Annotated in this window: 27 protein-coding genes and 2 other RNA genes; 18 read left to right on the plus strand and 11 right to left on the minus strand. The window is 68.9% G+C overall.

Translation table 11 applies throughout. The features are described 5' to 3' along the window. Window positions 1-45: 45 nt before the first annotated feature. The 6 genes from D9601_RS04175 (at window position 46) to D9601_RS04200 (ending at window position 3,334) form a co-directional block, all read left to right on the plus strand. Window positions 46-348: a hypothetical protein gene (locus D9601_RS04175; RefSeq protein ID WP_198352638.1), complete on the plus strand. Its 303-nt coding sequence runs from the start codon at window positions 46-48 to the stop codon at window positions 346-348. Window positions 349-372: 24 nt separating this feature from the next. Continuing rightward, window positions 373-615: a hypothetical protein gene (locus D9601_RS04180; protein WP_232473809.1), complete on the plus strand. Its 243-nt coding sequence runs from the start codon at window positions 373-375 to the stop codon at window positions 613-615. Between the two features lie 50 nt (window positions 616-665). Further along, an RNA gene (gene ffs / locus D9601_RS04185) (signal recognition particle sRNA small type) lies at window positions 666-763 on the plus strand. 267 nt (window positions 764-1,030) lie between these two features. After that, a complete protein-coding gene (locus tag D9601_RS04190) occupies window positions 1,031-2,689 on the plus strand; it encodes a DNA polymerase III subunit gamma/tau (RefSeq protein ID WP_198352639.1) in 1,659 nt (552 codons plus the stop codon). Continuing rightward, the gene (locus D9601_RS04195) at window positions 2,686-3,009 is read left to right on the plus strand and encodes a YbaB/EbfC family nucleoid-associated protein (protein WP_198352640.1); all 324 of its coding nucleotides are present in this window, start codon (window positions 2,686-2,688) and stop codon (window positions 3,007-3,009) included. The genes D9601_RS04190 and D9601_RS04195 overlap by 4 nt, the downstream gene beginning before the upstream one ends. A gap of 88 nt (window positions 3,010-3,097) precedes the next feature. Then, window positions 3,098-3,334: a hypothetical protein gene (locus D9601_RS04200; RefSeq protein WP_198352641.1), complete on the plus strand. Its 237-nt coding sequence runs from the start codon at window positions 3,098-3,100 to the stop codon at window positions 3,332-3,334. A 282-nt stretch (window positions 3,335-3,616) separates the two neighbouring features. Here D9601_RS04200 and mtgA read toward each other — a convergent pair whose 3' ends face one another. From mtgA to D9601_RS04220, 4 genes are all read right to left on the minus strand, one after another. Continuing rightward, complete coding sequence (gene mtgA / locus D9601_RS04205) at window positions 3,617-4,294, minus strand: monofunctional biosynthetic peptidoglycan transglycosylase (RefSeq protein ID WP_198352642.1); 678 nt, start codon at window positions 4,292-4,294, stop codon at window positions 3,617-3,619. A gap of 43 nt (window positions 4,295-4,337) precedes the next feature. Then, a complete protein-coding gene (locus D9601_RS20115; protein WP_198352643.1) occupies window positions 4,338-5,588 on the minus strand; it encodes a flavin monoamine oxidase family protein in 1,251 nt (416 codons plus the stop codon). A 4-nt stretch (window positions 5,589-5,592) separates the two neighbouring features. Next, window positions 5,593-6,498, minus strand: a complete 906-nt coding sequence (gene rpoH, locus D9601_RS04215; protein WP_198353375.1) for an RNA polymerase sigma factor RpoH — start codon at window positions 6,496-6,498, stop codon at window positions 5,593-5,595. A gap of 61 nt (window positions 6,499-6,559) precedes the next feature. Continuing rightward, window positions 6,560-7,507: an RluA family pseudouridine synthase gene (locus D9601_RS04220; protein ID WP_198352644.1), complete on the minus strand. Its 948-nt coding sequence runs from the start codon at window positions 7,505-7,507 to the stop codon at window positions 6,560-6,562. A 20-nt stretch (window positions 7,508-7,527) separates the two neighbouring features. On the opposite strand from D9601_RS04220, the gene D9601_RS04225 reads away from it, so the two are divergent. The 12 genes from D9601_RS04225 (at window position 7,528) to D9601_RS04280 (ending at window position 17,980) form a co-directional block, all read left to right on the plus strand. Continuing rightward, window positions 7,528-7,953 carry a M67 family metallopeptidase gene (locus D9601_RS04225; RefSeq protein WP_198352645.1) on the plus strand — a complete coding sequence of 142 codons (426 nt, stop codon included), beginning with the start codon at window positions 7,528-7,530 and terminating at the stop codon, window positions 7,951-7,953. A gap of 114 nt (window positions 7,954-8,067) precedes the next feature. Continuing rightward, window positions 8,068-8,712, plus strand: a complete 645-nt coding sequence (locus D9601_RS04230; protein WP_198352646.1) for a histidine phosphotransferase family protein — start codon at window positions 8,068-8,070, stop codon at window positions 8,710-8,712. A 69-nt stretch (window positions 8,713-8,781) separates the two neighbouring features. After that, on the plus strand, window positions 8,782-11,076 hold the full coding sequence (locus D9601_RS04235) for a chemotaxis protein CheA (protein WP_198352647.1): 2,295 nt from the start codon (window positions 8,782-8,784) through the stop codon (window positions 11,074-11,076). Then, a complete protein-coding gene (locus D9601_RS04240; protein WP_198352648.1) occupies window positions 11,076-11,501 on the plus strand; it encodes a chemotaxis protein CheW in 426 nt (141 codons plus the stop codon). Before D9601_RS04235 ends, D9601_RS04240 begins: the two co-directional genes overlap by 1 nt. Before the next feature lie 105 nt (window positions 11,502-11,606). Beyond that, entirely contained in the window at window positions 11,607-11,972 is a 366-nt protein-coding gene (locus tag D9601_RS04245; RefSeq protein WP_198352649.1) for a response regulator, read from the plus strand. A 43-nt stretch (window positions 11,973-12,015) separates the two neighbouring features. Continuing rightward, the gene (gene cheB / locus D9601_RS04250; protein WP_198352650.1) at window positions 12,016-13,092 is read left to right on the plus strand and encodes a chemotaxis-specific protein-glutamate methyltransferase CheB; all 1,077 of its coding nucleotides are present in this window, start codon (window positions 12,016-12,018) and stop codon (window positions 13,090-13,092) included. After that, complete coding sequence (locus D9601_RS04255) at window positions 13,089-13,967, plus strand: CheR family methyltransferase (protein WP_443024693.1); 879 nt, start codon at window positions 13,089-13,091, stop codon at window positions 13,965-13,967. The genes cheB and D9601_RS04255 overlap by 4 nt, the downstream gene beginning before the upstream one ends. A 51-nt stretch (window positions 13,968-14,018) precedes the next feature. After that, window positions 14,019-14,708 (plus strand): N-acetylmuramoyl-L-alanine amidase, encoded by a 690-nt coding sequence (locus D9601_RS04260; protein WP_198352651.1) that lies wholly within the window; start codon window positions 14,019-14,021, stop codon window positions 14,706-14,708. Window positions 14,709-14,718: 10 nt separating this feature from the next. Next, window positions 14,719-15,110: RNase P RNA component class A (gene rnpB / locus D9601_RS04265), an RNA gene on the plus strand. 49 nt (window positions 15,111-15,159) lie between these two features. Further along, a complete protein-coding gene (locus D9601_RS04270) occupies window positions 15,160-17,100 on the plus strand; it encodes an energy transducer TonB (protein ID WP_198352652.1) in 1,941 nt (646 codons plus the stop codon). Between the two features lie 50 nt (window positions 17,101-17,150). Then, window positions 17,151-17,690: a J domain-containing protein gene (locus D9601_RS04275; protein WP_198352653.1), complete on the plus strand. Its 540-nt coding sequence runs from the start codon at window positions 17,151-17,153 to the stop codon at window positions 17,688-17,690. Beyond that, a complete protein-coding gene (locus D9601_RS04280; RefSeq protein ID WP_332837892.1) occupies window positions 17,675-17,980 on the plus strand; it encodes a (2Fe-2S) ferredoxin domain-containing protein in 306 nt (101 codons plus the stop codon). Before D9601_RS04275 ends, D9601_RS04280 begins: the two co-directional genes overlap by 16 nt. Window positions 17,981-18,168: 188 nt before the next feature. Here the strand turns inward: D9601_RS04280 and D9601_RS04285 are convergent, their stop codons facing one another. From D9601_RS04285 to pspC, 7 genes are all read right to left on the minus strand, one after another. Continuing rightward, entirely contained in the window at window positions 18,169-18,573 is a 405-nt protein-coding gene (locus D9601_RS04285; RefSeq protein ID WP_198352654.1) for a SufE family protein, read from the minus strand. Between the two features lie 129 nt (window positions 18,574-18,702). After that, entirely contained in the window at window positions 18,703-18,942 is a 240-nt protein-coding gene (locus tag D9601_RS04290) for a hypothetical protein (RefSeq protein WP_198352655.1), read from the minus strand. An 11-nt stretch (window positions 18,943-18,953) separates the two neighbouring features. Further along, window positions 18,954-19,196 (minus strand): hypothetical protein, encoded by a 243-nt coding sequence (locus D9601_RS04295; protein WP_198352656.1) that lies wholly within the window; start codon window positions 19,194-19,196, stop codon window positions 18,954-18,956. Between the two features lie 13 nt (window positions 19,197-19,209). Further along, complete coding sequence (locus D9601_RS04300; protein WP_198352657.1) at window positions 19,210-19,479, minus strand: hypothetical protein; 270 nt, start codon at window positions 19,477-19,479, stop codon at window positions 19,210-19,212. Then, window positions 19,479-19,736: a hypothetical protein gene (locus D9601_RS04305; RefSeq protein ID WP_198352658.1), complete on the minus strand. Its 258-nt coding sequence runs from the start codon at window positions 19,734-19,736 to the stop codon at window positions 19,479-19,481. Before D9601_RS04305 ends, D9601_RS04300 begins: the two co-directional genes overlap by 1 nt. 12 nt (window positions 19,737-19,748) lie before the next feature. Then, window positions 19,749-20,057, minus strand: a complete 309-nt coding sequence (locus D9601_RS04310) for a hypothetical protein (RefSeq protein ID WP_232473943.1) — start codon at window positions 20,055-20,057, stop codon at window positions 19,749-19,751. Between the two features lie 43 nt (window positions 20,058-20,100). Continuing rightward, the gene (gene pspC, locus D9601_RS04315; RefSeq protein WP_198352659.1) at window positions 20,101-20,481 is read right to left on the minus strand and encodes an envelope stress response membrane protein PspC; all 381 of its coding nucleotides are present in this window, start codon (window positions 20,479-20,481) and stop codon (window positions 20,101-20,103) included.

The following is a 20,481-nucleotide window of genomic DNA, read 5'->3' on the forward strand; positions in this document are numbered from 1 at the left end:
TTCACATATCCGGAGTTTTCCGGGTCAGTGAGAGGAGTATCCGTCATGAAGCTGATCGCAATGCTCGGGGCCGGTGCGCTGGCCGTCGGTACATTGACCGCCGTCGCGACCCCCGCCGAGGCACAGCGCTGGGGCGACCGCTACGATCGCGGCTGGCACGACAATGGCCGTCACCACGGCTGGGATCGCGGTGATCGCGGCTGGGATCGTGGAGATCGCGGCCGCGGCTGGGATCGCGGCTACGGCTATGGCTATGGCCGGCCGTATTACGGTCGGTCGCGGGTCGTCTGCCGCATCGAGCGCGGCTGGTACGGGCCGGAGCGCCGCTGCTTCCGTGTCTATCGCTGATCATCAGAGCATAGGAGAAGACCGATGACATTGACCCATTGGCTGACCGCCGCGGCCGTCGCCGTGGCGGGGATTGCCCCGGTCGCCGCCACCCCCGCCGCCGCGCAGCGTACCGTCGTCACCGAGCGCACCGTCGTGCGCCATGACGAGCGGCGCTGGCATAACGACGGGCCGCGCTGGCGCCATCATGCACGCTCGCGCCGCGTCTGCGAGACGCAGTGGCGCCACCACCATCGCGCCCGCGTCTGCCGCACCGTCCGCTATTGATGCCGGCGCGCTAGGCCCTTGATCCCGCCGCCCGACCCCGCCATATGGCGCGTGGGAGTCGGGCGGACGTGGTCGTCGCCAACCCGGTCAGATCCGGAAGGAAGCAGCCGCAACGATTTCGCCGCGGGTCGTTCCGGCTCCCACCACGCAGTTAGCGATGACGATCGCGCCGCCATGCTGATGCGTGCGGCTGGTGGCGCTCTTCGCGCCGTCCGACGCTACGGATCTGCCGTGACGCTTTCCTATTCTCCCTGAATCCGTCATGCCGGACTTGTTCCGGCATCCACCCGTCCGCAAACCAAGCGGCCGGGCGCGGCGCGGCGCGGTGGATGCCGGAACGAGCCCGGCATGACGGCAGGGGCAGGTGCTCACAGCGCGCTACCATTCCCGGTCCGTTCTGCTTATCTACATCGCGATGTCCGACTCTTTCGATCTCGGCGAGCCGCCGCAGCCCCAGGGCCAGGCGAGCCCCTATCGCGTGCTGGCGCGCAAATACCGGCCGCAGACGTTCCGCGAGCTGATCGGCCAGGACGCGATGGTGACGACGTTGGGCAATGCGATCCGGCGCGGCCGACTGGCGCATGCCTTTCTGATGACCGGCGTGCGCGGGGTCGGCAAGACGTCGACTGCGCGACTGATCGCCAAGGCGCTCAATTGCATCGGCGCGGACGGGCAGGGCGGCCCGACGATCGATCCGTGCGGGCAATGCGAGCCGTGCCGGGCGATCGCGGAGGGGCGCCATATCGACGTGATCGAGATGGACGCCGCCAGCCATACCGGCGTCGACGACGTCCGCGAGATCATCGACGCGGCGCGCTATGCGGCGGTGTCGGCGCGCTACAAGATCTATATCGTGGACGAGGTCCACATGCTCTCCAAGAACGCCTTCAACGCGCTGTTGAAGACGCTCGAGGAGCCGCCCGCCCATGTGAAGTTCCTGTTCGCCACGACCGAGGTGAACAAGGTGCCGATCACCGTCCTGTCGCGTTGCCAGCGATTCGACCTGCGCCGCATTTCGGCCGAACAGCTGGCCGAGCATTTCGCCTTCGTCTGCCGCGAGGAGGGCGTCGAGGCGGAGGCCGAGGCGCTGATGCTGATCGCGCGCGCGGCGGAAGGTTCGGCGCGCGACGGCCTGTCGATCCTCGACCAGGCGATCGCTCATGCGGGCCTCGAAGGCGGGGCGGTCGGCGCGGACGCGGTACGGCAGATGCTCGGCCTGTCCGATCGCGGCGCGGTGCGCGACCTGCTGGCGCTGATCCTGGCGGGGGACGGGCCGGGCGCGCTGGCCAGCCTACGCCGGCAATATGATTATGGTGTGGATCCGGTTGCGGTGCTGCGCGCCCTGCTCGAATCGGTGCACGGCATCACTCTGGCCAAGGTCGGCACGCCGGAGGATCCGGCGCAGCCGGTCGAGGAGCGCCGCGCGCGCGCCGACTGGGCGGCGAGCCTGTCCTTCCCGGCGCTGCACCGGCTGTGGCAATTGTTCCTGAAGGGGCATGACGAGGTCGCCAAGGCCGCGCTGCCGATCGAGGCGGCGGAAATGGCGCTGCTGCGCGCGATCCACGCATCCAGCCTGCCCGATCCCGGCGAACTGGCGCGACAGATCGCCAGTGGCAAGGTCGCCGTGCCCGCGCAGGGCGGTGGCGCGCCGGCGGTGCCAGGTCCGGCCGCTGCGCCGGCCGCCGCCGCGCCCGAAAAGCCGGGCGTGCCGGACGATTTTGCCGGGCTGGTCGAGATGCTCGCCGACAAGGGCAATCATGCCGTCGCCGCGCAGCTGACCAACGGCGCCCGCGTCGTCCGCTATGCGCCGCCCGAGCTGGTGCTGAGCGGATCGCGGCCGATGTCGGCGGACACGTTGCGTGACGTCGCCGACGCGCTGAAGCGCACGACCGGCCAGACGTGGAAGATCGGCTTGGAGGATGCGCCCGGCGCACCTACCTTGCGCGAGAAGGACAAGGCCGAACAGGAAGCCACGCGCCAGGCGATATTGGGGACGCCGCTGGTCAGGGCGGCACTCGCCGCCTTTCCGGAGGCGGAACTGGAAAGCTGGCCGGGACAACGGAGCATCGCATGAAGAATCTCGACGAAATCCTCGCCATGGCGCAGAACGTGCAGAGCGAGTTGCAGAAGGCGCAGGACCAGCTCGACACGATCGAGGTAGAAGGCGTCGCCGGCGGCGGCCTGGTCAAGGTCAAGGCGAGCGCCAAGGGCCGGATCATCAACATCGCGATCGATGATTCGCTGATCGACGTGTCCGAGAAGCAGATGCTCGAGGATCTGCTGGCGGCGGCGTTCAACGACGCCCGCGCCAAGGCCGACGCGGCGAGCGGCGCGGAAATGTCGAAGATGACCAGCGGTTTGCCGCTGCCGCCGGGCTTCAAATTGCCGTTCTGACCAGCGGCAAGTGCCGTTGCGCGGGCGGAACGGTTTCGCACCGTTCGGCGTTGGCCGCTCCATCGATTGATTGGAGAGGAGACGCAACATGGCCGAAGAACGGATCGTCGAGACCCCGACCACGCATACCACGGTGATCGAGCGCCGCGGCGGCGGTGGCACCGCCATCGCGATCGTCCTGCTGATCGCGGTGCTGATCGGCGGCTATTTCCTGTTCGTCCACCAGGGCAGCGAGAGCGCCAAGAACAACGCGATCACTTCGGCCGCGAAGAGCGTCGAGAAGACCGCCGACAAGGCTGGTGGCGCGATCGACGCCAACAAGTGATGTTGTTTCCCCTCCTGCTCGCGGGAGGGGAGGGAGATGATCCAGACGCCCGCGCCATTGTGTCGTCATTCCCGCGAAGGCGGGAATCCAGAGACGCTGCCATGGCGATGGAGCCGCTTGCTCCGCGCGTCTGGATCCCCGCCTTCGCGGGGATGACGGTGCAGGTCGGCTGGGAGGACGGTCGCGTTCAGCGGGACAACGGTGGTGCTCCGCCGGTGATCGCGGGGTTCCATCGCCATGGCGGTGGAGCATCGCGCGGGTGACGACGGTCGGACGGCAGGCCTATTTTCGCAGGCAGGCGTCCAGGCCGCTGCGCCGTACGACGCCGACATAGCGGGCCAGCGCATTGCCGTGGCGGCGAACGAAGCCGTGCGGGTCGATCGCCGCGCGCTTCTTGGGCAGCGGCAGCACCGCGGCGATCCGGCCCGCCTCGGTCGGCGACAGATGCGTCGCGTCATGATTGAAATAGCGGATCGCGGCGGCGTCGGCGCCATAGGTGCCGATCCCCGTCTCCGCGACGTTGAGATAGACTTCCATGATCCGGCGCTTGCCCCACAACGCTTCGATCAGCACGGTGAAATACGCCTCCGCCGCCTTGCGCAGATAGCCACCGCCCTGGAACAGGAAGACGTTCTTGGCGGTCTGCTGGCTGATCGTCGATCCGCCGCGCAGCCGCTTGCCCTGCGCGTTGCTGTAGGCGGCGCTGGCGATGCCCTTCCAGTCGAAGCCGTGATGTTCACAGAAGCGCGCATCCTCGCCGGCGATCGCGGCGCGCGCCATGTCCGGGTCCATCTCGTCGAGCGGCATCCAGCGCTTGGTGACGCCATGGCCGGCGATCACGTCGCCCAGCATCGTCCAGGTGAACGGCACCGGCACGAAGCGATAGGCGCCGACGAACAGCAAAGAGACGAGGATGAAGACCAGCGCGGCCTTGGCGAGGATGCGGAGGATGCGGCCCATGACGGTCGCTCCTCTGCCGCCTGGCGCAGCCGACGGCAAGCGGTCAGCCGCTGGCGCGCACCGCGTCGGCGGCGGCGATGCCGGTTGCATAGGCGCCGTGAGCGGTGGAGAAATCATGCGGCGAACAGGCCTCGCCGGCGAAGAACAGGCGATCGTCGACCGGCGCGGCAAGGCGCGCCCGTGCGCCCGCCCGGCCGACCTTGGCATGACTGTAGCTGCCGCGGATGAAGGGTTCGGTGCGCCAGTGGGTGGCGGCCAACGGGCGCAGGCGGCGCCGCCAGTCGCTGCCGAGCAGTGTCACCAGTTCGTCGAGCGCAAAGGCGGTGGCGTCCTGCGGCGTGCGCATAGCCTCCGCGCAGCTGCCGCCGAAGAAGCTTTCGACGATCGGCCGGCCGAAGGGGGAAAGGCGGTGGCTGGCGGTGCAGGCGCGGTGCGGATCGCCGGTCAGATGGCCGTGCGCCGGCCATTCGGGCCCGTCGACGGCGATGAACACCTTGTCGGCGAGACCGAGCGGTAGGTCGGCCGCCGCCTGCTGCTTGTCGGGCAAGGGCGGATCGAAGACGATGTCGGCATAGGCGGTAGTCGGCAGCGCCAGGATAACGCGATCGGCCTCGATCGGCCCGGCCGGCGTGTCGAGCCGGATGGTATGGTTGCGATGATCGATGCGGGTCACCGGCGTGTTCAGCCGAACCGGGACCGGCCCGGCATGGTGGACGACCAATGTGCCATAGCCGGCGGGCAGCGCCCAATTGTCGTCGGTGGCGGCATCCTCATAGGCGGCCCAGTCGTGCAGCGACACCGCGTCGAGCGGCGCACCATTGGCATAGCCCGAGATGGCGTCGAGCATCGGTCGCCAGGGATCGTCGTCGGCGATGAAGGCGGACAGCGGCCGGTCGGGGCCGTCGAGCGCGTCGTGCGCCGCCTCGTCCCAACGATCCCAGGCGGTGCGGAAGGCGCGCTGCTCGTCGGCCGGAAAGCCGAGATCGCGCCATTGCACGCCCCAATTGGGCGAGGAGCGGTCGACGGTGAAGCCGTCGCGTTCGGCGATCCGCGTCCACGGATTGCGGCCGGCGGAATGGAGCCAGCCGCAGCCGGCATCGACGGGGATGGTGTTGTCGGCACCATCCCGGCCCTCACATCCCCGCGACCAATCCGGCAGCCGCAGCGACCAGGTACGTGCGCGGCCGCCGAGCTGTCCGCTCGCCTCGACCAGCAACACCTCGGCCCCTGCGTCATGCAACCGCCGCGCCGCCGCGATCCCGGCTGCACCGCCGCCGATGACGACGGTGCGCACGGCGTCAGGCCGCGGCCAGCAGCCGCTTCTCGCCGGCGATGCGCATCATCGCCTTCTGCAGCTTCTCGAAGGCGCGGACCTCGATCTGGCGGACGCGCTCGCGCGACACGCCATAGACCTGGCTCAGTTCCTCGAGCGTCTTGGGGTCGTCGGTCAGGCGACGCTCGGTCAGGATATGCTTCTCGCGATCGTTGAGATCGTCCATCGCCGACACCAGCATGTCGTGGCGGACGTCCGCTTCCTGCGCTTCGGCGACGACCTGGTCCTGCAACGGGCCGTCATCCGCCAGCCAATCCTGCCACTGACCCTCGCCGTCCTCGCGCATCGAGACGTTGAGCGACGTGTCGCCGCCCATCGCCATGCGCCGGTTCATGCTGATCACCTCGTCCTCGTTGACGCCGAGGTCGGTGGCGATCTTGGTGACGTCCTCCGGCTTCAGGTCTCCGTCCTCGAACGCGTCGAGCTTGGACTTCATCCGGCGCAGGTTGAAGAACAGCTTCTTCTGTGCCGCCGTGGTACCCATCTTCACGAGCGACCACGAGCGCAGGATATATTCCTGGATCGAGGCGCGGATCCACCACATCGCATAGGTGGCGAGGCGGAAGCCGCGATCGGGCTCGAACTTCTTGACGCCCTGCATCAGGCCGATGTTGCCTTCGGAGATCAGCTCCGACGTCGGCAGGCCATAGCCGCGATAGCCCATTGCGATCTTGGCGACGAGGCGCAGATGGCTGGTGACGAGCTGCGCCGCCGCCTCCGGATCGCCATGCTCCTGGAACCGCTTGGCGAGCATATATTCCTGCTCGGGCGCCAGGATGGGGAATTTCTTGATCTCGGCGAGGTAGCGGTTGAGGCTCTGCTCGCCGCCGAGGGCAGGAATCGTCGCCGGGACGTTGCTGCGGGCTGCCATGATCGTCATCTCCCTTTCCTGGGGTCGCCCGTCCCGCACTGCGGCAACGGAGGACGCGAACCTATACGTGAAGCTCGGTGAACAGTTCCTGCATATCTGCAGGCATTGCGCTCTCGAAGGCCAGGGGTTCGCCCCGGATCGGGTGGATGAACCCCAGGTGGGCCGCGTGCAAGGCCTGGCGGCGGAAACCCAAGGTTTCGAGTAGCGCTTTCTGAGCACCTTTTGTTCTACCATAGACCGGATCACCCAGCAAGGCGTGCCCGATCGAGGCCATGTGGACGCGCACCTGATGCGTGCGGCCCGTCTCCAGCCGGCATTCCACCAGCGCCGCGTCGTGCAACGGCTGGATCGTCGTGTAATGCGTCACCGCGCGCTTGCCGTGCGCCTGGATCGCGATCTTCTTGCGATTGGCCGGCGAGCGGGCGAGCGGCGCGTCGACCGTCCCCACTGGCGGCCGCGGGATGCCGCCGGTGATCGCGCGATAGCGGCGGTCGATGCTGTGGTCGTGGAACTGGCGCGCCAGCCCCTCGTGCGCGCGGTCGGTCTTGGCGGCGACCATCAGCCCGCTGGTGTCCTTGTCGATGCGGTGGACGATCCCCGGCCGCGCGACCCCGCCGATCCCCGACAGGCTGCCGTGGCAATGGTGGAGCAAGGCGTTGACCAGCGTCCCGTCGAGATTGCCCGCCGCGGGGTGGACGACCAGCCCCGCCGGCTTATCGACGACGATCAGATGCTCGTCCTCATAGGCGACGACGAGCGGGATATCCTGCGCCTCGTTATGGGCTGGCGTCGGATTGGGCACGGCGACGGCGAAGCGCTCGCCCGCGGCGGCGCGCTTGGCCGGATCGCGGGCGAGCGCGTCGCCCTGCGACACCGCACCGGCATTGATCAGCACCTTCAGCCGCTCGCGCGACAGGGTCGGCACCGCATCGGCGAGCGCGCGATCGAGCCGCCAGCCATCCGCCGCCGGCTGAATCGTCGCTTCAATGATGGAAACCCCCCGGTCCATTGTCCTAGGATGTGGGGACGATGGCGGATATTGCAAGCGACCTGCTCGACCGGATCCTGACGCATGCGGCGGCGACGCCGGGTCGCGAGGTCTGCGGCCTGTTGCTCGGCCATGGCGACCATGTCGAGCAGGTCCAGCCCTGCGCCAACGTCGCCGCCGATCCGACGCGCCATTTCGAGATCGACCCGGCTGCGCTGATCGCCGCCCATCGGGCGGCGCGGGCAGGGGGGGCGGCGGTGATCGGTCATTACCATTCCCACCCCAGCGGCAGCGCCGTGCCATCGGCGCGCGACGCGGCGGATGCAGCGCCGGACGGAGCCTTGTGGCTGATCGTCGCCGCCGGCGCGGTGCAGGCATGGCGGGCGGTGGACGCCGGTGTGGTGGAGGGGCGGTTCGCGGCGGAGCTTCTCGCTATCCTGCCCGGCCCGGCCAGCGTCAAAACATAGCGCCGCGCCGGCCGCAGGGGCGCAGCGCCGCTCGGGCCGGTGGCGTCGAGGCCACCCCTTGCGCCGACCCACCGCCTCCGCCACACACGCACGCTCACCAATAAAGGCACCAGCATGTCCGTCAGCCCGGTCGATTTCGCCAGCCTGCTCTGTTCGCGGCTGTGCCACGACCTGCTCTCCCCCGTCGGCGCGCTCAACAACGGGCTCGAACTGCTCGGCGACGAACCCGACGAGGAGATGCGCGCCCGGGTCTTCCAATTGCTCACCGACAGTGCGCGGACCTCGGCCAACAAGCTCAAGTTCTTCCGCCTCGCCTTCGGTGCCGCGGGCGGCTTCGGCGAACAGGTCGAGGCACGCGAGGCGAGGATCGCGATCGAGGCGCTGGTGTCCGACAACCGCCGTGCCACGCTCAACTGGCTGGTCGAGGCGCCGACGCTGTCGAAGACCGCGATCAAGGTGCTGCTCAATCTCGCCCTGATCGCCAACGAGGCGCTGGTTCGCGGCGGCACGCTCGACCTCGCCGGCGAGGAAAACGGCGGCCAGGTCGAGATCGCGGTGAAGATGGAAGGGCCGCGCATCGTCCTCGACGCCGAGGTCCGCGCGACGCTGACGGAGGGCGCGCAGGCGGGCGGCGTGACGCCGCGTGCCGCGGCAGCCTATCTCGTCCACACGCTCGTCGCCGAGGCCGGCGGCGCGGTGCAGGTGTCGCAGCCGGCGGACGATGTCATGATCCTCGGCGCGGTGTTCAACGCCGGCTGACCGGCGGCAACGGCTAACCGCCTTTTAACCGGTTGCCGTCCATGAGCCTTGCCGAACCGACGGGGACCCATGGACGACCTGCTGCAGGAATTCATCGCCGAAACCCGCGAGACGCTGGAAGCGCTCTCGGGCGAAATCGTGGCGTGGGAGGCCGATCCGACCGATCGCGCGCGGCTCGATGCGATCTTCCGCTTCGTGCACACGGTGAAGGGAAGCTGCGGTTTCCTTGATCTGCCGCGGCTCGCCCGGCTCAGCCATGCCGCCGAGGACGTGCTCGCCGCGGTGCGTTCCGGCACGCGCAATCCCGACACCGCATTGGTCAATGCCGTGCTCGCGGTGGTCGACCGGATCGGCGAACTGGTCGAGGCGATCGATTCGGGCGCGCCGCTCGACGATTCGGCCGAGGATCTGCTGATCGCCGCACTGGCGGAAGATGCCCGCCCCGCCGCGCTGCTTCAGTCGAACACGGCGGCACCCCGCCACAACAATCGCTCCGTCAGGCTCAACGTCGATCTGCTCGACCGGATGATGAGCGGCATGTCGGAGATGGTGCTCGCCCGCAACGAGCTCGCCCGGCGGCTGCGGGACGAGCAGGTCGATCCGCTGGTCGAAGCGGCGTTGGAACGCCTGTCGCTGACCGTCGCGGAAATGCGCGATACCGTCACCCGGACCCGCATGCAGAAGGTGGAGGCGCTGTTCTCCGCGCTGCCGCGCATGGTCCGCGACACCGCCGCCGAGCTCGGCAAGCAGGTGCAGCTGACCATCGACGGGGCCGAGGTGGAGCTCGATCGCGAGATGATCGAGCTGATGCGCGATCCTCTGGTTCATATCATCCGCAATGCGGTCGACCATGGGCTGGAGGCGCCCGCCGATCGCCTGCGGCTCGGCAAGAAGGAAGCGGGGCGGCTGTCGGTGTCGGCGCGCCAGTCCGGCAACCAGATCCTGATCGAGATCGCCGACGACGGTCGCGGCGTCGACGTCGACCGGATCGCTGCCAAGGCGATTGCGCAGCAGATCCACACCGCCGCCGAGATCGGCGCGATGGACGCGACGGCGAAGCTCGACCTCGTTTTCCATCCCGGCCTGTCGAGCCGCGACACGGTGACGTCGATCTCCGGCCGCGGCGTCGGGATGGACGTGGTGCGCGCCAATCTGGAAAATATCGGCGGTCGCATCGAGCTGATCAACCAGCCCGGCCGCGGGCTGACCATTGTCATCTACGTGCCGCTGACGCTGTCGATCATGTCGACCGTCGTGGTCGGCGCCGGCGACCAGCGCTTCGCGATCGCGCGCCAGTCGGTCGAGGAGATCCTCAACATCACCGGCGACGCCGTGCGCATTGATCTGGTCGGCGAGGCGACGGTGGCCACGGTACGCGGCCGGCGGCTGCCGATGGTGTCGCTGGGAGCGTTGCTCGGCCTGCCCGATCGCAGCGAGGGCCGCGGCAAGCTGGCGATCGTCGCGACCCGAGACGGCCATTATGCGCTGGCGATCGACACCGTGCTCGACACCGAGGAACTGGTGGTCAAGCCGGCCGCGCCGGCGGTCATGGCGACCGGCGTCTATGCCGGTCAGACGCTGCCCGATTCCGGCCTGCCGATGCTGCTGCTCGACGGCGCGGGGATCGCCGCGGTCGCCGGGCTGCGCTTCCAGCGCGCTGCAGCGCAGGAGGAGGTGGCGGAGGCGGAGCAAGAGCAGGGCATCGCGGCATTGCTGTTCGAGGACCTCGACGGCCAACGCCGGGTGATGCCGCTCGCCGCGATCGACCGTGTCGAGACGGTGTCGGCGGAGGCGATCCGCCACACGGCCGGCCGACTGCGGCTGGCGATCGGCGGCACCTTGGTGCCCTTGCACTCTGTCGCGCCGGCCGGCGCCCGGCAGACGGTGCCGGTGCTGCGCCTGACCGATGGCGACAGCGAGATCGCCTATGCGATCCACGAGCCGGTCGAGATCGTGACGCTGCCACGCGACACGTCGCCCGCAGTCGAGGCGGGGCCGATTGCCGGCGTCGCGATCATCGGCGGCGAGCAGATCGAGATCGTCGACGCCCTGTCGCTGTTCGCCGACCTCGAGGCGGCGCTGCCGGTCGAACGCTCCTGCTGGCTGTACAGCGAGGGCGGCGGCTGGATGGAGACGTTTCTGCGTCCCGCACTCGAAGCGGCCGGCTATAGTTGCGTCACCGATGCCGCGGCCGGTGCGCGCGCCGACATCGTCGTGACGATGGACGCCGCCCCCCCGCCGACCGCGGTGCCCGGCCGGGTGATCCGATTGCGCAGCAGCCGCAGCGGCGAGGGCGACAGCATCTACCGTTACGATCGACCGGCGTTGATCGCCGCACTGGCACGTGCCGCGGGGGAAAAGTGATGGATTTGTTCCTCATCGCGCAGATCGCCGGCCGTGGCGTGGCGATTGACACCGTGCAGGTCGACTCCGTCGTCGATCTGGCCGAGGTCGTTGCAGTGCCGCGCGCGGCGGGTTCGGTACGCGGGCTGGTGGCGCTGCGCAGTCGTGTCATCACCGTAATCGACACCGGTACCGCGCTCGGTCTGTCGCCGATGCCGGCGAGCGCCACCCGTGCCGTCATCACCCGCGTCGACGGGCATCATTATGCGATTCTGGTCGACGCACTGGAGGACGTCGCCAGCTTCGAACGGCAGCCGCTCTCCAGCGGCCTGACGCTCGATCGCGGCTGGGCCGCGGCTGGCACCGGCCTGGTCGAGCGCGACGGCGAACCGATGCTGGTGATCGACCTGTCGTGCCTGATCCCCCATCAGGCGCTGGCCGCATAGCGCGCGCGGACCGGCGGAGGTGCGGCACACCAGCCTCTTAACGCCAAACTTACGCTTGCCCGCCCATAACGACGGCACGCGATTCGTACTCGAAAAGGCCACCGCATGAAGACCTGTCTCGTCGTCGACGACTCCAAGGTGATCCGCAAGGTCGCCCGGCATATCCTCGAGACGCTCGACTTCACCGTGACGGAAGCCTGCGACGGGCGCGAGGCGCTGGACGCCTGCCTGGCATCGGCCCCCGACGTCATCCTGCTCGACTGGAACATGCCGGTGATGAGCGGCATGGACTTCCTGCGCGCGCTGCGCGAGGCGGACATCCCGACCCGGCCCAAGGTCGTCTTCTGCACCACCGAAAACGGCATGGCCTATATCCGCGCCGCGATCGAGGCGGGGGCCGACGAATATGTCATGAAGCCGTTCGACCGCGACACGCTCGAATCCAAGCTACAGATCGTCGGCATCGCCTGATCGCCCGATCGCGACCGCTATGGCGCCGGCCATTTCCCCAGTCATGCCGCTCGTCGAAGGCGAGGATGGCGCAGCGCCGCTGCGCATCCTGATCGTCGACGATTCGGCCGTCGCCCGCGCGGTGATGGAACGCATCGTCGGCACGGCGTCGCGCTTCGCCGTGGTCGGCAGTGTCGCCACCGTCGCCGGCGCCCATGACGTCCTGGCACGCACACGGGTCGATTTCGTTCTGCTCGACGTGCAACTGCCCGGTGTCGACGGGCTGACCGCCTTGCCCGATCTGATCGCCGCCGGCCGCGGCGCGCGCGTCCTCGTCGTCTCGTCGCAGGCGACCGAAGGCGCTGCCACCACCCTCCAGGCGCTGGCGCTCGGCGCTGCCGACACGCTGGTCAAGCCGGTGGCGGGCGGACGGATGAACGTTTTCGCCGACCAGCTGATCGACAAGCTCGTGCGACTCAGCGCGCCGGCGGCGCCGGCCGCCGTCTCCGTCCCGTCTCCCGCACCGCTGGCGCCGGTGGCGACCCCGCCGCAGCCGAGCTTCGACGAATATGACGTCGTCGCGATCGGCGCCTCGACCGGTGGCATCCATGCGCTCAGCCAGGTCCTGCGCGCCATCCCCAACGGCTTTCGCCTGCCGATCCTGGTGACGCAGCATCTGCCCGCGTCCTTCATGCCCTATTTCGCCGCGCAGCTCGCGGTGCTCGCCGGCCGACCGTGCGACGTCGCCAGCGACCGGCTGCGGCTGCGCCCCGGCCGTATCGTCATCGCGCCGGGCGACGCGCATCTGCGCTGCGTGCCGCTGGCCGACGGCAGCGCGGCGATCCGCCTGTCGAGTGATGCCGTGGCGAGCGGCTGCATGCCATCGGTCGATCCGATGTTCGCCTCGCTCGCCGAGGTGTTCGGTGCGCGGATGCTGGCGGTGGTGCTGAGCGGCATGGGACGCGACGGGGCGGAAGGCGCCCGCGCGGTCAACAGGGCAGGAGGATGCGTGGTGGTACAGGATCAGGCCAGCTCCGTCGTCTGGGGCATGCCCGGCGCGGTGGCGGCGAGCGGCTGCGCCGATGCGATCCTGCCGCCCGATGCGATCGGCCGGCTCGTCGCCGCGCGGCAGCGGCCGTGAGCCTCGCCCCCGCCGTTCCCGGCAAGGGCCAGTCCGCCCCGGCGCCCGCGGTGTCGCAGGCGGTGCTCAACGTTGTCAGCAGCCTGCTGGAGGCCCGCACCGGGCAACAGATCGCTGCCTATCGCTCGTGGCGCATCGACACGGCCCTCAAGCCGTTGCTGCGCGATCGGGGCCTGGCGACGCTCGACCAGCTCGTCGCGCGCTTGCTCGACGGCCATGACGCGGCCCTCGCCGACCAGATCGTCGATGCGCTGGTCAATGGCGAGACCTCCTTCTTTCGCGAAGCGCCGGTGTTCGACCAAGTGGTCGAGGCGGTCGCCGCGGTGGAGGCGACGGGACGCCGTGCGCGCATCTGGTGCGCGGGCTGTTCGTCGGGGCAGGAGCCGCTGTCGCTGGCGATGCTGTTCGCCGAACGCGAAGCCGATCACGGCAAGCCGATGCCCGATATCGTCGCCACCGACGTGTCGGAACAGGCGGTGACCCGCACCCGCACCGGCCGGTTCACCCAGTTCGAGATCCAGCGCGGGCTGCCGATCCGGCGGATGATGCGCTGGTTCGATGCCGCCGGCAACGACTGGGCGGCGAAGCCAGAGCTGCTCCGCGCGATCACCGTGCGGCGGCACAATCTGGTTACCGATCCGCCGCCGGTCGGCACCTATGACGTGCTGCTCTGCCGCAACGTGCTGCTCTATCTGTCCGCACCGACCAAGGCGGACGTCTTCACCCGCTTCGCCCGCGCGCTGCGGCCCGGCGGCGTGCTGGTGCTCGGCGCCGGCGAGACGGTGATCGGCCAGACCGACGCGTTCGAGCCGAGCCGCCGCCTACGCGGCTTCTACGAACGCGCCGCGCGCCTGCCGCGCGCCTCTGCCGCCTGACGCCCCTTACGCCCCTTACGCGGCGCGTCGGCTTCGGCTAGACCCGGCGTCATGACCCCATTCGACACGCCCTCGCCGAACTTCGACGAGCGACGGCTGCCGATCGATATGATCGTCCTCCATTACACCGGTATGCCCGACGGGCCATCGGCGCTGGCGCGGCTGCGCGACCCGGCGGCGAAGGTATCGGCGCATTATCTGGTCGAGGAAGACGGGTCGGTGTTCCGCCTGGTCGACGAGAGCAAGCGCGCCTGGCACGCCGGCGCGTCGCACTGGCGCGGCTGCACCGACGTCAATTCGGCGAGCATCGGCATCGAGATCGTCAATCCCGGCCATGAATGGGGCTATCGCGACTTTCCGGAGCCGCAGGTCGCCGCGGTGATCCGCTTGGTCGCGGAGATCAAGGATCGCTATGCCATCACCCGCGGCAACGTCGTCGGTCATTCCGACATCGCGCCGACCCGCAAACGCGATCCGGGCGAGCGCTTTCCCTGGGGCCGGCTGGCGCGGCTGCGGCTGGCGCTGCCCCGGCCGACGCAGAAGCTGCTCGACCCGATGTGGACGCAGGCCGGCTTCCTGCTCGCGCTCGAACGCTTCGGCTATGACGTCACCGATCCGCTCGCCGCGACGATCGCCTTCCAGCGCCGGTTCCGCCCCGAACTGATCGATGGCGAGATCGATGCCGAATGCCGCATGATCCTGCTCGCGCTGCTGCTTCCCAAGCCGCAGGGGGACGAGTAAGGGGGGCGGGCCAGAGGGTCGGGCGGCCGCGTCGCGCAGCAATGCGCGCCGAGGAAAGTCCGGGCTCCGCGGAACGACGGTGCCGGGTAACGCCCGGCGGGGGCGACCCCAGGGACAGTGCCACAGAGAGCAGACCGCCTGCCGTTCGCGGCAGGTAAGGGTGAAAGGGTGCGGCAAGAGCGCACCGCGCGGTCGGTAACGGCAGCGGCACGGCAAACCCCACCGGGAGCAAGACCGAATAGGGGCGGCATGGCGCGCGGCAACGCGCGCCGGGGTGTGTTCCCACCCGCTGCCCGGGTTGGTTGCTGGAGACGGCGCGCAAGCGTCGTCCGAGAGGAATGGTCGCCTATCTTCCCGGCAACGGGAGGGGGACAGAACCCGGCTTACAGACCCTCTGGCAAACGCTCCCCCGGCAGGGCACGATCGGCCCGCCAGAGGGGGAGATTCGGGCATGAACAGGATGTGGGCCGCGGCCGCGCTGATCGCGGTGGCCGGGCAGTCGACGGCGCAGCAGGCCGCGCGCACGGTGCAGCAGGATTTCGACGCTGCCGAAGCGCTGGACGCCGGGACCGACAAGGCCGCCGCGCTGGCCGCCTGGCAGGCGCTGGAGCAGCGGGTCCGCGATCGCCCACGCAGCCGTGCGATCGTGCTGGTCCGCAAGAGCGCGGCGTTGCTCGCGCTCGACCGCAAGGACGAAGCGGTCACCGCCGCCCAGGCCGGGCTCGCCATCCTGCCCGCGGACGATGCCTCGCTGCGGGCAGACCGCTTTCAGGCGAGCTTGAATCTGGGCCGGATCGCGATGACCAGCCTGGACTATGCGACGGCGGCAGACTGGTTCGCGAAAGCGGAAGCCACCGCCGACAGCGCGCGTGACAAGATCGTCGCCGCCTTGAGCCTGGTGCAGACCGCGACCTTCACCGATCCCGCGGCGGCGGCGGCGGCTCAGACCCGCCTCGACGGCCTTGTCGCGTCGGCGAAACTGGACCGCGCGTCGCTGGGCACGATCGCCGAGGCGAAAGGGATACTGTCGCTGAACCGCGGCGACATACCGGCGGCGCAGGCGACGTTCCGGGATGCCGTGCGCGCGTTCGGCGGGATCAACTCCAACATGATCGACCTTCACGACGTGTCGGTCCGTTCGGATGCCGCCATCGCCTATCTGCTCGGCGGCAACGAGGATGAGGCGCGGCGCTATGTCGCGCTGACCGGCGCCGGGGCGAAGTCGATCGGCCTGATCGATCCCGGCGTCGCGATGGTCCCGCCAGACTGTGGCGGCGAGGAGGGGCTGAAGCCCAACGACATGGCGGTGGTCGAATTTTCCATCGCCGACGACGGCACGGCACGCGGCGTGCGGCCGATCTACGCAGCCGGCGGCGGCAAGGTGGCGCTCGCCTTCGCCCAGGCGGTGCGGCAATGGTCGTGGATCCCCGACCAGGTCAAATCGATGCCGACCTTCCTGCGCTACAATGCGCGGGTCGAGATGCGCTGCAACCTCGCCTTTCCACGTCCCTCGATCAACGACCAGCTCGAGGCCGAGCTGATCGCCTGGGGACGCGGCAAGGGGCTGAACTTCGCCGACCGGCCCGATTCGCCGGCGACGGCGATCGTGGCGCAGCGTCGGGCGCTGAAGGATGCGGCAAGCGGGGGCGACAGTCTGGCGACGCTGCCGGCGCTGTTCGCGCTGATCCGTAATCCCGTCGTGCCGCGCGACGAGCGCGGACCGGCGGCGCGACGGGCGCTGGCGATCGCCGTCGCCAACGGCGCACCGGCGACGGCGCGGCTCGACCTCGACCTGGAGGCGCGGACCGCCACCGCGGCCGACCTCTACCGCCGCGGCAATTTCCGCCGGATCGTCGAACCGATGCTGGGCGAAACGCCCTATGCCAGCGATTCGCAGGCGCGCGCGGCGCTCCGGCTGCTGCTCGCCGACCGCGAGAGCGATCGCGTCCGTCGCGATGTAATCCTGCAACAGGTGGCGCAGGACAAGGCGCTGGCCGCGGCCGATCCGCTCAAGGTCGGGGCGCTGATCCGCCTCGCATCGCTGGCGCAGGAGCGCGGCGACCTGGAAGCGGCGCGGACCACCTTCGCCGCGTCGGGCCTGGCGGCCAATCAATGCGCGCTGATCGACAAGCCGCCTCAGTTCGCCCATGCCGGCGGCACCTATCCCCAAGAGGCGCAGCGCTGGGGGATGAGCGGCTGGACGCGGACCCAATTCGACGTCGACCCGGACGGTCGCGTCCTCAACGAGCGGGCGATCATCTCCTATCCGCCGTTCGTCTTCACCAAGGCGGGCGTCGATACGATCCGCACCGCGCGCTTCTCCAAGACCTACCGGCCCGACGGCAGCCTCGGCTGCGGGGCGCTGACCAAGGGAGTCCGCTTCAGCCTGTAGACGCGGGTCCCGCTTGCGCGCCGTCTCCGATCGCCTATGTCGCAGACGAGATGGCGCGCAGCACGACACGATCGAACGACTGGGGTTTTCCACGCTGGCGGGGCTATGGCTCCGGCCGGGAGGCGATGACGGTGCGTCTGTGCGATCGGCACGGCTGCGACAAGCCGGGCGACTGTCCCGCGCCCAAATCGCCCAACAGCCCCGATCGCTGGTATTTCTGCACCGACCATGCCGCCGAATACAATCGCGGCTGGAATTACTTCGAGGGCCTGTCCTCAGAGGAGGCGGCGGCGCGCGAGGCGTCGGAAAGCCGCACCGCCTCCGGCTATGCGCATGCCAACCATTATGCCTGGGGCGGGCCGGGCGACGGCAGCCGCTCGCGCGACGAGATGCATGCGCTCGACGCGCTGGGGTTGGAGAGTGACGCGGATTTCGAGGCGGTGAAGGGTGCCTGGCGCCGGCTCGCCAAGGAGAATCATCCGGACGTGCGCCCCGGCGATGCCGAAGCCGCGGTCCGCTTCCAGGCGGTGCAGGCCGCCTATGAGGTGCTCAAGGCGGCGGAGGACGGGCGGACGTGGCGCCCCCGATGAAGGAGATCGCCGCGCATTGGAATGGCGCGGTGCTGGTCTGCGGCAAATGCACCAGAAAGGTCGACGGCGGCTTCGGCCGCAAGGGGCGCACGCCGCTCGCCAAGCTGCTGCGCAAGGTGCTCGGGCTGAAGAAGGGGCGCAAGGCGCCGCTCGGCATCGTCGAGACGCGTTGCCTGGGGCTGTGTCCGCGTGATGCGGTGGCGGTGATCGACGCGCGGGCGCCAGATCGTTGGCTGGTCGTGCCAAAAGGCTCGGACATCACCGACTTGGCGCTGCGGATCGCGCCCTAAAACCAAACGCCATTCAGCATCGCAAACTTTGGAACCGACCTGCCGTCATCCGGCGAAGGCGGGAATCCAGACGCGCGAAGCCTGCTGTAGAGCCGTGACGTCGAAGATCTGGATCCCCGCCTCCGCGGGGATGACGAAACATGGCCTGCCACGCCGAATGTCGATCTCCAGCGGCGTCGCGACCCTGGTCAGGCGTAACGGGTCGCGGTCTCGCGGATCAGCGCGATCATGTTCGGGATGCCCTGCGTCCGGTTCGAGCTGAGCTGGTTCCTGAGATCGAACGGTGCCAGCTCCGCCGCTACGTCCGTCGCCACGATCTGCGCGGGCGCGCGGTCCTGCACGGTCAGCAGCACCAGCGCGATGATCCCCTTGGTGATCGCGGCATTGGAATCGGCGAGGAAATGCAGCGTGCCGTCGTCGCGGACGGTGGGATAGACCCAGACGGAGGCGGAACAGCCCCGCACCAGCGTCGCATCGGTCTTCAGCGCGTCCGGCATCGGCTCCAAGGCGCGGCCGAGGTCGATCAGCAGTCGATAGCGGTCGTCGGGGTCGAGGAAGTCATATTCGTCGCGGACGTCGGCGATGCTGGTCATGGGCGGTGCGGTACAGGGGCGGGACGGGCAGGGCAATCGATCATGCTCGCGCCTTCCCGCATCCCTGTCGCAGTGCCGGCCCCCGTATCAGCCAGCGGCTGGAACCTTCAGGTACGGGAAGGATCGCGGTTAAAGGTCGACCCCGGCCGCGATCGCTTCCAGCTTCTTGATCCGCTCCTTGAGGTCGGCGATCTCGATCCGCGAGCCGGCCGACGGCACGGGGGGCGCCTGTTCGTGGGCCTGGTCGAGCTGCTGGTGCTTGAACGCCAGCCAGCTGCGCCAGCCGGACAGGCCTGCGGTGGTCACCATGCCCAGACCGGCGAGGCCGGACAGCGATACGGTCAGATACACGATGTCGGGATTGGTCATGTCCGCCTCCTTCAGCGGTCGCGCAGCCGGTCGATCTCGCGATCGAGGTCGATGCTGCTGCGATTGTCGGTGATGACGCGTTCCAGCACCTGGACGCGGTCCTTGAGGATGCGCACCTCGTCATAGAGGCGCCTGGTCTCGTCGATCGGGGGGCGTGGGGCGTCGACGCGATTGCGGGTGATCGACCGCACCGCCATCACGATGCCGAACACCACCAGCGCCACGACTGCGACGATCACTTCGGCAGGGTTCACGGTCTAGTGCTCCTCAATTCACCTGGATGCGGAGTTGGTCGATCGTGTCGGACAGGTCCGCGCCGCGATCGGTGGCGATCCGCTCCAGCACCCGCACCCGCGCCTCCAGCCGCTCGACATGCGCCGCATATTGCGCCGCCTTCTCGGCGGTCTGGGCGTTGAGAGCGCCGGCCATCGTTTCCTTGTGCTTCAGCCAGCGCTTGAACATCTCGGAACCGATGCCGAGGATCACGGGCAGGCCGACGATCACGAAGGCGAGCATGAAGATAGTGAAGCCGTTCATCAGCGCAGCCTTTCGATTTCGCGGTCGAGCCGGTGCGCGCCGTCGGTGACGATCCGCTCGACATTGGCGAGGCGTTCCTGCAACCGGTCGATCTGGCCGACGCGCTGGGCGTTCTCGGCATCGAGCAGCTGGATGCCGCGGCGCGCCTCGATGTCCGGGGCGGCGATGGCTTGGCGGACCTTGCGGCGGCCGTACCATTGGATAGCGAGCGTGATCACCGATCCGATGATCATGCAGATGACGTGGTCGGGACCCATGACGGCTGTCCTTTACCGGTCGCGGAGCGCTTCGATCTCGCGAGCGGTACGCTCGGCAGGATCGGTGGCGATGCGTTCGAGGACGGCGATCCGCTCCTCCAAGCGGCTGACTTGGCCGGTCAGCTTGTCGTTCTCGTTGGTGAGCAGCATGATCTTGCGCTCCGCCTCGATGTCGCCGGTCGCTTCGGCATAGCGCCCGCGGCGGCGGCTGCGGCGACTTTCCTCGTCGATCGGGTAGCCGTGCTTGGCCTTGACCCAGGTGGTGAAGGCATGCCGCGCCGAAATCGCGCCGACCACACCCACCGGAACCATCCAACCCATGTCCATGTGAACTCTCCCCTTCAGACGCCCCGCGAGCGACGGCTCAGCGCAGGCTGTCGATTTCCTCGGCCAGCCGGCTGTTGCGGCTGGTATAGTGCAACTCGATGTCGGCGAGCCGTCGATCGATGTCGCGGAACTTGCTGCGCACCTCGGCGGTCGACCGCTTGGGATTGCTGCGCACGCCCTGCCAGAACTTCTCGTCGTGCTCGTCCTGATACAGGTCGATCGGCTTGTTGTCGGCGACCCAGGCGATCACGAAATAGGCGACGACGATCCACCATTGCTGGGCGATCAGCGTCATGCCGGCGACGCCCAGGCGGACCCACATCGGGTCGGTGCCGATGTAATCGGCAATCCCCGAACACACGCCCTTCCACTTGCCGTTCTGCGGATCGAGGTAGAATTTGGTGCGGCTGCCGGACAT

The organism is Sphingomonas sp. MA1305 (assembly GCF_016107325.1).
In the GTDB taxonomy this organism is placed as follows: Bacteria; Pseudomonadota; Alphaproteobacteria; order Sphingomonadales; family Sphingomonadaceae; genus Sphingomonas.

What these genes read in the sequence shown, in the direction of transcription:
- D9601_RS04235 (WP_198352647.1), top strand. Translation starts at nt 8,782, where the DNA reads ATGGACGACCTGCTGCAGGAATTCATCGCCGAAACCCGCGAGACGCTG.
- D9601_RS04285 (WP_198352654.1), bottom strand. Translation starts at nt 18,573, where the DNA reads ATGACCAGCATCGCCGACGTCCGCGACGAATATGACTTCCTCGACCCC.
- D9601_RS04195 (WP_198352640.1), top strand. Translation starts at nt 2,686, where the DNA reads ATGAAGAATCTCGACGAAATCCTCGCCATGGCGCAGAACGTGCAGAGC.
- D9601_RS04270 (WP_198352652.1), top strand. Translation starts at nt 15,160, where the DNA reads ATGAACAGGATGTGGGCCGCGGCCGCGCTGATCGCGGTGGCCGGGCAG.
- D9601_RS04275 (WP_198352653.1), top strand. Translation starts at nt 17,151, where the DNA reads ATGGCGCGCAGCACGACACGATCGAACGACTGGGGTTTTCCACGCTGG.
- D9601_RS04260 (WP_198352651.1), top strand. Translation starts at nt 14,019, where the DNA reads ATGACCCCATTCGACACGCCCTCGCCGAACTTCGACGAGCGACGGCTG.
- D9601_RS04240 (WP_198352648.1), top strand. Translation starts at nt 11,076, where the DNA reads ATGGATTTGTTCCTCATCGCGCAGATCGCCGGCCGTGGCGTGGCGATT.
- D9601_RS04190 (WP_198352639.1), top strand. Translation starts at nt 1,031, where the DNA reads ATGTCCGACTCTTTCGATCTCGGCGAGCCGCCGCAGCCCCAGGGCCAG.
- pspC (WP_198352659.1), bottom strand. Translation starts at nt 20,481, where the DNA reads ATGTCCGGCAGCCGCACCAAATTCTACCTCGATCCGCAGAACGGCAAG.
- D9601_RS04300 (WP_198352657.1), bottom strand. Translation starts at nt 19,479, where the DNA reads ATGAACGGCTTCACTATCTTCATGCTCGCCTTCGTGATCGTCGGCCTG.
- D9601_RS04305 (WP_198352658.1), bottom strand. Translation starts at nt 19,736, where the DNA reads ATGGGTCCCGACCACGTCATCTGCATGATCATCGGATCGGTGATCACG.
- D9601_RS04310 (WP_232473943.1), bottom strand. Translation starts at nt 20,057, where the DNA reads ATGGGTTGGATGGTTCCGGTGGGTGTGGTCGGCGCGATTTCGGCGCGG.
- D9601_RS04290 (WP_198352655.1), bottom strand. Translation starts at nt 18,942, where the DNA reads ATGACCAATCCCGACATCGTGTATCTGACCGTATCGCTGTCCGGCCTC.
- rpoH (WP_198353375.1), bottom strand. Translation starts at nt 6,498, where the DNA reads ATGGCAGCCCGCAGCAACGTCCCGGCGACGATTCCTGCCCTCGGCGGC.
- mtgA (WP_198352642.1), bottom strand. Translation starts at nt 4,294, where the DNA reads ATGGGCCGCATCCTCCGCATCCTCGCCAAGGCCGCGCTGGTCTTCATC.
- D9601_RS04230 (WP_198352646.1), top strand. Translation starts at nt 8,068, where the DNA reads ATGTCCGTCAGCCCGGTCGATTTCGCCAGCCTGCTCTGTTCGCGGCTG.
- D9601_RS04175 (WP_198352638.1), top strand. Translation starts at nt 46, where the DNA reads ATGAAGCTGATCGCAATGCTCGGGGCCGGTGCGCTGGCCGTCGGTACA.
- D9601_RS04245 (WP_198352649.1), top strand. Translation starts at nt 11,607, where the DNA reads ATGAAGACCTGTCTCGTCGTCGACGACTCCAAGGTGATCCGCAAGGTC.
- D9601_RS04180 (WP_232473809.1), top strand. Translation starts at nt 373, where the DNA reads ATGACATTGACCCATTGGCTGACCGCCGCGGCCGTCGCCGTGGCGGGG.
- D9601_RS04220 (WP_198352644.1), bottom strand. Translation starts at nt 7,507, where the DNA reads ATGGACCGGGGGGTTTCCATCATTGAAGCGACGATTCAGCCGGCGGCG.
- cheB (WP_198352650.1), top strand. Translation starts at nt 12,016, where the DNA reads ATGCCGCTCGTCGAAGGCGAGGATGGCGCAGCGCCGCTGCGCATCCTG.
- D9601_RS04225 (WP_198352645.1), top strand. Translation starts at nt 7,528, where the DNA reads ATGGCGGATATTGCAAGCGACCTGCTCGACCGGATCCTGACGCATGCG.
- D9601_RS04200 (WP_198352641.1), top strand. Translation starts at nt 3,098, where the DNA reads ATGGCCGAAGAACGGATCGTCGAGACCCCGACCACGCATACCACGGTG.